We start from the raw sequence: 11,798 nt of genomic DNA, 5'->3' as shown, positions 1-11,798 counted from the left end.
GCACCGAAGTTCGCGCACGTAGGGATCAGCGGCCCCGGACCGGCGCGCCCCAGTCGGTGCCGTCGCGCAGGGTGCGCTTGAGCAGCTTGCCGCCCGGGTTGCGGGGCAGCGGGTCGGCGGAGACCACCACGTACTGCGGCACCTTGAAGTCGGCGATCTGCGTGTCCAGGTAGGCCAGCACGTCGCCGACGTCGATCCCGGAGCCGACCAGCACCGCCCCGACCTTCTCGCCCATCACGTCGTCCGGCACCCCGACCACCGCCGCGTCGGCCACCCCCGGCGCCCCGGCCAGCGCGTTCTCGACCTCCACCGAGTACACGTTCTCCCCGCCGCGGTTGATGACGTCCTTGGCCCGGTCGACGATCCGCACGATGCCGTCGTCGACGCGCGCGAGGTCGCCGCTGTGCAGCCAGCCGTCGACGAACGTCCGCGCCGTCGCCTCGGGGGCCGCCCAGTAGCCGTCGACGACGTTCGGGCCGCGGATCAGCAGCTCGCCGACCCCGGCGTCGTCCACGTCGTCGAGCGCGAGGTCGACGACAGGTGCCGCGAACCCGACCGAGTCCGTGTCCGCCGCCGCCCACTCGTGCGGCAGGAACGTGGCGATCGACGAGGTCTCGGTGAGCCCGAACCCGTTGCCGAGGCGGGCCTGCGGCAGCCGCTCCATGAGGCGCCGGACCAGCGCCGGCGCGATCGGGGCGCCGCCGTAGGAGACGCGCCGCACGTGCGGGAAGTCCACGCCGAGGTCGTCGCGCGCCAGCGTCAGCCCGTAGATCGCCGGGACGCTGACGATCGTGTCGATGCGCTCGGCGACGATCGTCCGCACGAACGTCGCCCCGTCGAACACCGGGAGCACCACCGTGGTGCCGCCGAGCCCGAGCTGGACGAGCAGCTGGGAGTTGCAGCCGGTGACGTGGAACAGCGGCACCGACACGAGGTTGCGCAGCGTCGGCCCGGTGGAGCGGTCGATGCCGGTCACGCGGACCGCGGTCTCGACGTTGGACAGGAAGTTCCCGTGGGTCGTACGCGCGCCCTTGGGCCGGCCCGTCGTGCCGCTCGTGTAGAAGATCGCGGCGAGGTCGCCGGGGACGAGGTCGTCGAGGGCCTCCGGGTGGCCGTCCGGCAGCGGCGAGCCCGGCCGCAGCACGGTCCTCGCGCCGCTGTCGGTGAGGACGTGCTCGACCTCCGGCGCCGCGAACCGGGTGTTCACCGGCACCGCGACCGCGCCGGCGAGCAGCGTGCCGAGGAAGCCGACCACCCAGTCCAGGCCCGCCGGCAGCAGCGAGGCGACCCGGTCGCCGCGGCCGACGCCGTCGCCCACCAGCCCGCCCGCGACCCGCGCGGCGCGCTCCCACAGCTGCGCGTACGTGACCCGCTCGCCGCCGACCTCCACGACGGCCTCGACGTCGGGATGGCGCTCCACCGACGCCCGCACCATGGCCACGACCGACGGCGCGAGGTGGTCGTAGCGGGCGACGTCGTCGGCGCCGCGGGTGATGCCGGTGGTGTCGAACGGGGCCTCGCCGCGCGGGAGCGGGATGGGGCTCACGAGAAGTACCGCCGCGGGTTGTCCACCAGCATCGTCGTGAGCTGCTCGTCGCTGACGCCCTGCTCGCGCAGGGCCGGCAGGACGTCGCGGTGGATGTGCTCGAAGTGCCAGTTCGGCAGCACCTGCTCCTTCGTCGCCTGGCTCGCCCCGGAGAAGAAGTCGATGTAGCAGGACGCGTCGTGGGACAGCACGATCTTCTCGGCGTACCCCTGCGCGCACAGCGCCGCGATGGTGGCCACGCGCTGGTCGGTCGGGTTGAAGACGTCGATGCCGAAGCGGTCGGCGCCGATCGTCGCGCCCCGGTCGGCGATCTCGCGCAGGTAGTCGAGGTCGTTGCTGTCGCCGGCGTGCCCGATGACGACCTTGGTGAGGTCGACGCCCGCCTGCTCGTAGAGGTCGAGGGCGAGCCGGCCGGTCTGGTGCGCGGCGTTGGTGTGCACGGTGATCGGCACGCCGGTCTCGACGTGTGTCGCCGCGATCGCGCGCTGGATGCGGGTCTGGTCGGGCGTGAGGCCGCGCTCCTCCACGACGCCCTTGAGGAAGGCCGCCTTGATGCCGGTGCCGCCGATGCCCTCGCGGATGTCGCGGACGAACATCTCGGTCATCGGCTCGTCGCCGCCGAGCACGGTGTCCGGGCCGCGGTAGTGCAGGAAGTGCGGGATCTCGTCGAACGTGTAGAGCCCGGTGGCGACGACGATGTTGAGGTCGACCTCGGCGTTGATCCGCGCGACGCGGGGGACGTAGCGCCCGAGCCCGACCACGGTGGGGTCGACGATCGTGGTGACGCCGAGGTCACGCAGGCGGCGCAGCTTGTCGATCGCGTCGGCGACCCGGACCTCCTCGTCCCAGTACTCGTCGCCGTAGTTCTGCAGGATGTCCGGGCTCAGCACGAAGACGTGCTCGTGCATGAGGGTCGTGCCGAGGTCGCCGACGTCCACCGGACCCCGCACCGTCTCCACCGTGGGCATCGCCCGCACCTCCGCCGCCGTGGTCGTCTGTGATGCGGACCACTCTATGGGCTCCCGAGGCGCCTGCTGTTGGATCGAGCCGTGACGGTCCCGCCCCGGCTCGTCGCGGCCGTCGAGCTCGTCGACCCCGCGCCGGACGCGCGGGTGCTCGAGGTGGGGTGCGGGCGCGGGGTGGCGGCGGCCCTGCTCGTCGAGCGGCTGTCCCGCGGCCACTACACGGGCATCGATCGTTCCGCGACGGCGTCGGCGGCCACCGCGGCTCGTCTCCCGGGGGCGCGGGCCCGGGTGCACACCTGCGCGCTCGCCGCGTTCCGGCCCGAGCCGGGGGCGTTCGACCTCGCGCTCGCGGTGAACGTCAACGTGTTCTGGACCGGGGCGGCGGCCGGCGAGCTCGGGGTGCTCGCGACGGCGCTGCGCCCGGGCGGGGTCCTGCACCTCGTGTACGGCTCCGACGGCGGCGCGGCCCCGCGCACGGACGTCGTCGACCGCCTGCGCGACCACCTCGTCGCGGGCGGGTTCGTCCCGGAGATCGACGTGCGGACGCGGCGCGGGGTGCAGCTGCTGCACGTCCGCGCCGCGGCCCGGTGATCAGGCCTGTCGGTAGGCCAGCAGGCGCACGCCGAGCGCCGACTCCGTGCGCTGGATCTCGGCGAGCTGGTCGGCGCTGAGCTCGGCGTAGGGGCTCGCGGCCTCGTAGGCGACGACGGGGGTGCCGAGCCGGTCCTCGAGGCGGTGGAGCTCGTCGAGCGCGGTGTCGTCGAGCGCTGCCGGGCGCAGATCGGGGCCGGTGGACGGAGCGGACACGGGAGCCTCCTGCAGAGGGTCGAGCTGTCGGTCGGTGTGACCGGCGACACCGCCGGACCGTCGGCGAGTATCCCGCCCACGATCCGCCCAATCACCCCGTCCGGGCGGAAGTCGCCGACCGTGCGGCGCGTTGACGTGGGTGCGATGACGACACCCCTCGCGGCAGGACCGCGCCCCCGGCTCTGGACCCCACAGCACGTCCTCGTCACCCGCTCCGCCCAGGAGCACCCGCACACCGCCGAGATCCTGCGCCGCTGCGAGGCCGCCGGGATCGACGACGTCGAGCTGCTGCGCGGCGACCGGATCACCGGCCTGCGCGGCGAGACCGGGCGCGAGACCTACGCCCGTGCCAAGTCGACGCTGGCCGTGGTGACCAGCCCGGCCTCGGCGCGCAAGCTCGACCCCATCCCGCCGAGCGCCGACTGGCGCGTCGACCTCGCGCGCGGCTGCCCGGCGCACTGCCAGTACTGCTACCTCGCCGGCTCGCTCACCGGCCCGCCCGTGACGCGGGTGTTCGGCGACCTGGTGGAGATCCTCGCCGGCATGGACGCCTACGTCGGGCACGGCACGATCACGTCGACGTCGGCCGCGCGCGCCGGGGAGGGCACGACGTTCGAGGCGTCCTGCTACACCGACCCGCTGGGCATCGAGCACGTCACGGGCAGCCTGTCCGCGGCGATCCGGCACGTCGGGACCCACGACTTCGGCGGTCCCGTGCAGCTGCGGGCGACGACCAAGTTCGCCGACCTGGACGGCCTGCTCGACCTGCCGCACGGCGGGCGCACGCGGCTGCGGTTCTCGCTGGGCCCGGAGGCGGTGGTCGGGCGGTTCGAGGGCGGCACGGACCCGGTGGGTCGTCGCATCGCGGCGTTGGCGACCCTCGCCCGGGCCGGCTGGCCGGTGGGGATGACGATCGCGCCGATCATGCCGGTGGGGGACTGGCGGGCGGCGTACAGCGATCTCCTGGCGCGCGTGGCCGCCGCGCTGGAGGGGATCGAGGACCTCGACCTGACCGCCGAGTGCATCACCCACCGCTTCACGCCGGGCAGCAAGGAGACGCTCGAGAACTGGTACCCCCGTACCCGCCTCGAGATGGACCCCGAGCAGCGGAAGACGAAGCGCGGGAAGTTCGGCGCGGTGAAGCACGTCTACCCGGACGACGTGATGGCCGCGTTGCGGGACCACGTCACGTCGGAGCTCGCCGCCCGCCTCCCCGCCGCCCGCGTCCTCTACTGGACGTAGGAGCGGACCTCAGAGCAGCAGCGCCAGCTGGCGGGACTGGGCGACGAGCACACCGCGCGCGTCCCAGACCTCGACGTCCTCGTCGTGCAGCCCGTGGGCGAGGTGGTTCGTCACCGTCCGGCACATCAGCGGCCCGGGAGCGGGGTGCTCGCGCAGGTGCACCGTGAGCTGCACCGTGCTCGACCCGTGCCCCAGCTCGAGCACCACCGGCGCCGCGCCGTCGACCACGAACGCCAGGTCGAGCAGCGTCGCGTCCGACCCGTCGGCGAAGGCGAACCAGAACTCGGCGTGCGCGTCGCCCGACGGCGCGCCCCGGACCCAGCCGGGCAGCTCGGGGACGCCGTAGCGCATCCGCTGCCCGACGGTCGCGGTGTCGGGCGCGTCCTCGCCCCCGAACGTCCGGCACGCCGCGAACGCCGGCAGCTCGGGCGGCGCGGTCCGGTCGACGGGCGCGGCGGGGGAGGCCGCGAGGTCGGCGAACGTCGCCTCGAGCCGCAGCACGTCCCGTTCGGCGCCGTCCGGGCCGGCCTGAACGAGCCGCGCGGTGCCGGTCGCGAGACGCCGACCGGCACGTTCGACGGTGGTCAGCACCCGCGCCGGGCCGGGCATCGTCGGGCGGAGGTACGACGCGGAGGCGACCACCGGGTCGGGCAGCGGGATCTCCGTCGCGAGCGCCCGCAGCGCCACGCTCAGCTGGTAGCCGCCGTTGAGCCGGCCGTCGAGCAGACCCCACCGGTCGGACAGCACGATCTCGTGCACCCCGTCGCCGACCCGCTCGGCGGTGCTGTCGAGCGCGAGCTCACCGATCACGACGGCGAGTAGACCACCTACGTCCCGCGACGGCCGCGCGGCAGCGCCCGCACGAGCGGCAGCACGCGGTGGGCCACGCGCTCGGTCAGCGCGATCTCCGTGCGGGTGCGCTCCACCCCGGGCGTGCCGATGATCCCCTGGACCACGTGCTCGAGGTGCGCGTTGGTCCGGGCGACCACGCGCGCCCAGAGGTCGCCGTCGCCGGTGATGCTGTGGGCCTCCACGACCTCGGGGATCGTCGCGAGGTGCTCGGCGACGGCGTCGAGGCGGCCCTGGGTGATGTGCAGGGTGACGAACGCGTGCACGTCGTAGCCCAGCGCCTCCGGGTCGACCTGCGGCTCGAACCCGACGATCACCCCGCGCTCCTGGAGCCGCAGGAAGCGGGCCTGCGCGGTGCCCCGGGCGATCCCGAGCGCCCGCGCGTGCTCGCGCAGCCCGACGCGCGGCCGTTCGAGGAGGGCGAGCAGGAGCGCCCGGTCGAGGTCGTCGAGGTCCACGGTCTCGTCCAATGGCCGAAGCGGATCAGTCGGAAGGCGTTCGGACTGAACCAATGGCCCAGTCAGAAAACACGACGATAGACCACTGGCGAGTAGGTCCCTACCTTCAGCGACACCGCCACGACGTGTGGCTCGGCTCTCGGGGCCCACCCGCACCCCGGGCGCCGGACCACCGGAGGAGGTCCACCATGACCGTCGACGTCCGCCCGCCCGCTCTCGACGTCCCGTCCGGGGGCTCCGGCGACTCCGGGGACCACGAGCCCCGCCGCCCGGTGACCCTGCGCGACCGCTACGCGATGACGCACGGCCGGATCCACCTCACCGGCGTGCAGGCGCTGGTCCGCCTGCCCCTCGACCAGCACCGCGCCGACCTCGCCGCGGGCCTGCGCACCGGCGGGTACGTCTCGGGCTACGAGGGCTCGCCGCTGGCCGGCTACGACCTCGAGCTCGGCCGCCACCGCGACCTGCTCGCCGAGCACGACGTGGTCTTCGCGCCGGGCCTCAACGAGGAGATCGCGCTGACCGCGGTCGAGGGCACCCAGCTGGCCGCGGCCACGGGTTCCCTGACGCGCGACGGGGTCGTCGGCTACTGGTACGGCAAGGCCCCCGGTCTCGACCGCGCGACCGACGCCCTGCGCCACGCGAACCTCACCGGCACCCACCCCCGGGGCGGCGCGGTGGCGTTCGTCGGCGACGACCCGGCGGCGAAGTCGTCGAGCGTGCCCTGCGCCTCCGAGGCCGCGCTCGCGGACATGGCGGTCCCGGTGCTCTACCCGGTCGACTCCCAGGACGTCCTCGACCTCGGCCGTCACGCCGTCGCGCTCTCGCGGGTGAGCGGGCTGTGGACCGCGCTGAAGATGGTCACCGCGGTCGCCGACGGCTCGGGCACCGTCGACGTCGACCCCGACCGCCTGCACCCGGTCGTCCCGGACACCACGATCGACGGGAAGCCCTGGCAGCACACGCCGTCGGCGACGCTGCTCCAGCCCGCCCTCGGCCCGATCGAGCGCGACCTCTACCGCGCCCGGCTGGTGCTCGCCCAGCGCTACGCCGCGGCGAATCGTCTCAACCGCATCGTCGGCGACGGTCCGGCGCGCCTCGGCGTCGTCGCCGCCGGCAAGAGCTGGCTCGACCTGCGCCAGGCGCTGGCCACGCTCGGGCTCGACGACGCGATGCTCGCGCGCCACGGCGTGCGCCTGCTGCGCGTCGGCATGCCCTGGCCGCTGGAGCCCGGCATCGTCGACGAGTTCGCCGAGGGCCTCGACGAGATCGTCGTCGTCGAGGAGAAGCGGGCGTTCCTCGAGACCCAGATCAAGGAGCTGCTCTACGGCCGCGCGGACGCTCCCCGGGTGTTCGGCAAGCGCGGACCCACCGGCGCCGCGATGTTCCCCGAGGCCGGCGACCTCGACCCCGACGTCGTCGCCCGCCGCCTCGGCGAGCGGCTGCTCGCGCACGGCGACGTCCCGAGCGTCCGGGCCTGGCGCGACGAGAAGGCCCGCCGCAGCCGCATCGACCTCTCGCTGACCCCCGTCGACGGGGCCAAGCGCGCGCCGTTCTACTGCTCGGGCTGCCCCCACAACACCTCGACCACCGCCATCCCCGACGGCTCGCTCGTCGGCGCCGGCATCGGCTGCCACACGATGGTGCTGCTGATGCCCGAGGAGCAGGTCGGCGAGGTCACCGGGCTGAGCCAGATGGGCGGCGAGGGCGCGCACTGGCTCGGGATGATGCCGTTCGTCGAGGCCGACCACTTCGTCCAGAACATGGGCGACGGCACCTTCCACCACTCCGGCTCGCTCGCGGTGCGCGCGGCCGTCGCCGCTGGCGCACACCTGACGTTCCGCCTGCTGCACAACGGCGCCGCGGCGATGACGGGCGGTCAGGACGCCGTCGGCGCGCTCTCGATGCCCGCGCTCACGCGGTCGCTCGCGGCCGAGGGCGTCACCCGGATCCTCGTCACCACCGAGGACCGGTCGCGCTACAAAGGCGTGAAGCTGGCCAAGGGCGTCGAGGTCTGGGACCGCTCGCGCTACTCCGACGCCCAGCGCGTCCTCGCCGAGACGCCGGGCGTGACGGTCCTGATCCACGACCAGGAGTGCGCCGCCCAGAAGCGCCGCAAGCGCAAGCGCGGCAAGCTCGCCGACCCGTCGACCCGCGTCATGATCAACGAGCGGGTCTGCGAGGGCTGCGGCGACTGCGGGCAGACGTCGAACTGTCTGTCGGTGACGCCGGTCGACACCGAGTTCGGCCGCAAGACCCGCATCCACCAGGCGTCGTGCAACAAGGACTACTCCTGCCTCGACGGCGACTGCCCGGCGTTCCTCACGGTCGAGCCCGGGACGACGAACGCCCCGCGCGGGCTCGAGCCGCTCGACGCCGACGCCGCGCCGAAGCCCCCGGCCGTCGTCGACGACGAGGCGTTCACGATCCGGCTCGCCGGCATCGGCGGCACGGGCGTCACCACGGTCTCCCAGGTCCTCGCGACCGCCGGTCTGGTCGCCGGGCGCCACGTGCGCGGCCTCGACCAGACCGGGCTGGCCCAGAAGGGCGGCGCGGTGATCTCGGACGTCAAGATCAGCCACGACGCCGCCGAGGTCGCCGGCCGCGCCGCCGAGGGCGAGTGCGACCTCTACCTCGGCGCCGACCTTCTCGTGGCCGCCGAGCCGTCGAACCTCGCCACCTGCGCGACGTGGCGCACGGTCGCCGCGATCTCGTCGGCGAAGGTCCCGACGGGCGCGATGGTCGTCGACCCCACGGTGACCTTCCCCGACCCCGACGCGGTGCTCGCCCGTATCGCCTCCAGGGTCCGCCGCGACGTCGGCGTCGTCGTGGACGCCCGCGCCCTGGCCGACGCGCTGTTCGGCGACGACCAGTTCGCGCTGACGATCCTGCTCGGCGCCGCGTTCCAGGCCGGTGCGCTGCCGCTGCCGGCGTCGGCGATCGAGGAGGCGTTCACCCTCAACGGCGCGGCCGTGGAGAAGAATCTCCAGGCCTTCCGCCGCGGTCGTCAGTCGGTGGCCGACCCCGAGGCGTTCGCCGCGGTCGTCGCGCTGGTCACCGGCACGGGCCCCGACACCGGGGTCCCCGGGCTGTCGGCGCGCGGTGCGGCCGAGGCCGCCGAGATCGTCGCGTCGATCGGGGCGCCGGCCGGGAGCGAGCTGGCGCGGCTGGTCGGCGTCCGGGTGCCGGAGCTGGTCGCCTACCAGGACGCGTCCTACGCGCGCTCGTACGCGGGCGTCGTCAGCGGGTGCGTGGACGCCGACCCGCGGCTGGCCGAGGCCATCGCGACCGGCCTGTACAAGCTGATGGCCTACAAGGACGAGTACGAGGTCGCGCGCCTGTCGCTCGACCCGGCGCTCGACGCCTCGGTGCGCGCGCAGTTCGGGGACGGCGCCAAGTACGCGTGGAAACTGCACCCGCCGGTCCTGCGGGCCGTGGGCATGCAGCGCAAGATCACGCTGGGCCGCTGGTTCCGTCCGGGCTACCGCACGCTGCGCGCGATGCGCCGCCTGCGCGGGACGCGTCTCGACCCGTTCGGCGTCGCCGAGGTGCGCCGCGTCGAGCGGGAGCTGGTGGCCGAGTACCGGGCGCTGGTGCCGTCGTTGCTGGCGATGGACGACGCCGGGCGCGCCGCCGAGATCGCCGCCCTGCCCGACATGGTGCGGGGCTACGAGGACATCAAGCTCGGCAACGTCGCCCGCTACCGCGCCCGGCTGGCCGAGCTGCTGGGCTGACCGGCCATGTGAGCGAACTTCGGGGCTATAGCCCCGAAGTTCGCTCACATGAAGGTGACCACCGGCTCCACCGTGACCGGGGTGGCGAGGCTGTTCGCGATGTAGCACTCCTGGTGCGCCAGCCCGACGAGCCGCTCCACCCGCGGGACGCTCGGGCCCGGCGCCACGGTGATCCGCGGTCGCAGCACGATCGCCGCGATCCGGTGCGGGCCCTCGTCGTGCGACATCGTCGCCTCGGCGTCGTCGCGGTAGCCGGTGACGTCGATGCGCGCCCGCGCGGCGATCGCGAGGAACGACAGCAGCTGGCACGACGACGCCGCGGCGAGCACCAGCTGCTCGGGGTCGAGGCAGCTCGCGTCCCCGCCCAGCGACGGGTCGTTCGAGAGCTCGAGCGTCGCCTCCGCGGGCGGTGCGGAGACGCGGTGCGCGCGCGAGAAGCCCTCGTACCCGGCGCCGGTGGACCCCGACCAGGTGGCGGTCGCGCGGTAGCGGTGGGTGCCGTCGGGGTCGGTGGTGAACGCCATCGTCAGGGCAGCTCGTAGTCGAGGGTGAGCAGCTCGTGGGCGATGATCCCCGTGCCCGTGAGCCCGGTCAGGCCGCCCGTGCCCGAGCCGGCGACGACGAACGCCCACTGCCGCATCTCCTGGCCGTCGCCCCCGGAGGCGCCGTGCTGGAGGACGAAGCTGCCAGCACGGCCCTCGAGCTCCCCGACGACCCGCTCCTGCGCGAGGTAGGCCGCGCCGCCCTCGCCCTGGGTGGTCAGGAGCTCGGCGATCGAGGTGCCGACGAGCGGCCCGGAGTAGACCTTGCGGACCAGGGTACGGCCGGTCGCCGGGCCCCGGCCCTCCGGCTCGGCGAGCGCGTCGCCCTCGGCGGGCTCCCAGGCGTCGATGGTGAACGGGCTCTCGAGGTGGGTCACGCCGCCATCCTCACGGGTGGAGGCTGACACCTGCCGTCAGGGTCGGGTCAGGGTCGGGTCAGGGTCGGGTCAGCTCGTCGGCGATCGCCCGCAGCCGTGCCCGCGCGAGCGTGTCGCGCGCCTGCCCGTCGGGCTCGGCCTCGCGCAGCCCGTTGAAGTACCGGCCGGTGACGCCCGCGAGCTCCGGGTCGACGGCGAGCCGTGCCGTGGCCTCCACACCCTCGGCGACGGTGCTGGTCGGCGACGGCACGATCTTGGTGGGCATGAACGTCGCCGGGTGCAGCGCGGTGGCGGTGACGACGGCCGGGTCGAGCTCGTCGGCGAGGTCGAACGCGTCGAGGATCTGCGCGAGCTTGCTCTGGCAGTAGGCCCGCCAGCCGGAGTAGTCGCGGCGCAGCATGAGGTCGTCGAAGTCGAGGGGCGTCTGGCCCGCCGAGGACACCATGACGATCCGCGCCGGCCCGCTGGGGCTCGCCGCGCCTGCCGCCTGCAGGGGCCCGAGCAGGCGCCGGGTGAGCAGGTGGCCGGCGAGGAAGTTCACCGCGAAGCGCAGCTCGTGGCCGTCGGCGCTCTCCTGGCGGGCATCACCGCCGGGGACGTCGGGACCGATGCCGGCGTTGTTGACGAGCACGTCGAGGCGGGGGTGGTCGGCGGCCACGCGGTCGGCGAGGTCACGGACCTGGGCGAGATCGGCGAGGTCGGCCCGATACCAGGACAGCGCCTCGTTGCCCGTGTCGCGCCGGATCTCGTCGAGGGCGGTCTTGCCCCGCTCGTCGTCACGGCCGTGCAGCAGGACGGTCAGGCCGCGACCCGCGAGGTCGTGCGCGAGGGCGCGGCCGAGGCCGTCGGTGGCCCCGGTGACGAGGACGGTGGACGGGTTGAGGGACGTCACGTCAGCCTCCGGTGCGGCACCGGCAGCGGGCTCCCACGGTGGTTCGTTCCCATGGGCGTCGAGTGCCCGCTGCCGGCGCGTGCGTCACGCGCTACTGGCGGTCGGTGCGCTGGCTCGGGTAGCGCGTCGCCGACTGCGGGCCGTAGTACTGCGGCTCCGGGAACGGCACGGTGCGGCCCGGGACGCTGGTCTGCTTGCGGACCTGGCGCACCGCGGAGTCGACCTGCTTCTGGTACCGGCCGCCGGTGCGGCTGTTGACGAACGCCGCGGCCTGGTCGGCGTAGCGGTTGACCTTCTCGGGGTTCTGCTTGGCGTAGCGCCGCGCGGCGGCGACGGCGGCGCCGAGCGCCGCAACCCTGCGCATCAGGGGCATCGGTTCCTCCTCG

12 protein-coding genes are annotated in these 11,798 nt (G+C 74.3%); 3 read left to right on the top strand and 9 right to left on the bottom strand.

What is annotated here, in order from left to right; all coding sequences use genetic code 11:
- Positions 1-25: 25 nt before the first annotated feature.
- Together WCD41_RS07485 and WCD41_RS07480 are read right to left on the bottom strand one after the other, a co-directional pair.
- A complete protein-coding gene (locus WCD41_RS07485) occupies positions 26-1,546 on the bottom strand; it encodes a class I adenylate-forming enzyme family protein (RefSeq protein WP_337712777.1) in 1,521 nt (506 codons plus the stop codon).
- Positions 1,543-2,514, bottom strand: a complete 972-nt coding sequence (locus WCD41_RS07480; protein ID WP_337712776.1) for a phosphotriesterase family protein — start codon at positions 2,512-2,514, stop codon at positions 1,543-1,545. Before WCD41_RS07480 ends, WCD41_RS07485 begins: the two co-directional genes overlap by 4 nt.
- A gap of 81 nt (positions 2,515-2,595) precedes the next feature.
- On the opposite strand from WCD41_RS07480, the gene WCD41_RS07475 reads away from it, so the two are divergent.
- Positions 2,596-3,102: a class I SAM-dependent methyltransferase gene (locus tag WCD41_RS07475; protein WP_337712775.1), complete on the top strand. Its 507-nt coding sequence runs from the start codon at positions 2,596-2,598 to the stop codon at positions 3,100-3,102.
- On the opposite strand, the gene WCD41_RS07470 is transcribed toward WCD41_RS07475, so the two are convergent.
- Complete coding sequence (locus WCD41_RS07470; RefSeq protein WP_337712774.1) at positions 3,103-3,318, bottom strand: hypothetical protein; 216 nt, start codon at positions 3,316-3,318, stop codon at positions 3,103-3,105.
- A gap of 144 nt (positions 3,319-3,462) precedes the next feature.
- Here WCD41_RS07470 and WCD41_RS07465 point away from each other — a divergent pair, with 144 nt between their 5' ends.
- Positions 3,463-4,560: an SPL family radical SAM protein gene (locus tag WCD41_RS07465; protein WP_337712773.1), complete on the top strand. Its 1,098-nt coding sequence runs from the start codon at positions 3,463-3,465 to the stop codon at positions 4,558-4,560.
- A gap of 9 nt (positions 4,561-4,569) precedes the next feature.
- Here WCD41_RS07465 and WCD41_RS07460 read toward each other — a convergent pair whose 3' ends face one another.
- Positions 4,570-5,370 carry a thioesterase family protein gene (locus tag WCD41_RS07460; RefSeq protein WP_337712772.1) on the bottom strand — a complete coding sequence of 267 codons (801 nt, stop codon included), beginning with the start codon at positions 5,368-5,370 and terminating at the stop codon, positions 4,570-4,572.
- A gap of 17 nt (positions 5,371-5,387) precedes the next feature.
- A complete protein-coding gene (locus WCD41_RS07455) occupies positions 5,388-5,879 on the bottom strand; it encodes an Lrp/AsnC family transcriptional regulator (RefSeq protein ID WP_337712771.1) in 492 nt (163 codons plus the stop codon).
- 284 nt (positions 5,880-6,163) lie between these two features.
- Here WCD41_RS07455 and WCD41_RS07450 point away from each other — a divergent pair, with 284 nt between their 5' ends.
- The gene (locus WCD41_RS07450) at positions 6,164-9,601 is read left to right on the top strand and encodes an indolepyruvate ferredoxin oxidoreductase family protein (RefSeq protein WP_373695105.1); all 3,438 of its coding nucleotides are present in this window, start codon (positions 6,164-6,166) and stop codon (positions 9,599-9,601) included.
- 44 nt (positions 9,602-9,645) lie between these two features.
- Here WCD41_RS07450 and WCD41_RS07445 read toward each other — a convergent pair whose 3' ends face one another.
- From WCD41_RS07445 to WCD41_RS07430, 4 genes are all read right to left on the bottom strand, one after another.
- Positions 9,646-10,125, bottom strand: coding sequence for an OsmC family protein (locus WCD41_RS07445; RefSeq protein WP_337712769.1), 480 nt, complete (start codon positions 10,123-10,125; stop codon positions 9,646-9,648).
- Positions 10,126-10,127: 2 nt separating this feature from the next.
- Positions 10,128-10,520: a DUF3224 domain-containing protein gene (locus tag WCD41_RS07440; RefSeq protein WP_337712768.1), complete on the bottom strand. Its 393-nt coding sequence runs from the start codon at positions 10,518-10,520 to the stop codon at positions 10,128-10,130.
- A gap of 58 nt (positions 10,521-10,578) precedes the next feature.
- On the bottom strand, positions 10,579-11,412 hold the full coding sequence (locus WCD41_RS07435) for an SDR family NAD(P)-dependent oxidoreductase (RefSeq protein WP_337712767.1): 834 nt from the start codon (positions 11,410-11,412) through the stop codon (positions 10,579-10,581).
- Positions 11,413-11,503: 91 nt separating this feature from the next.
- Entirely contained in the window at positions 11,504-11,785 is a 282-nt protein-coding gene (locus WCD41_RS07430; protein ID WP_337712766.1) for an antitoxin, read from the bottom strand.
- Positions 11,786-11,798: the final 13 nt, after the last annotated feature.

Source organism: Actinomycetospora aeridis, assembly GCF_037400275.1.
In the GTDB taxonomy this organism is placed as follows: Bacteria; Actinomycetota; Actinomycetes; order Mycobacteriales; family Pseudonocardiaceae; genus Actinomycetospora; species Actinomycetospora aeridis.
Note: the sequence above shows the minus strand (reverse complement) of the source record. Positions and strands in the feature narration are given on the sequence as shown.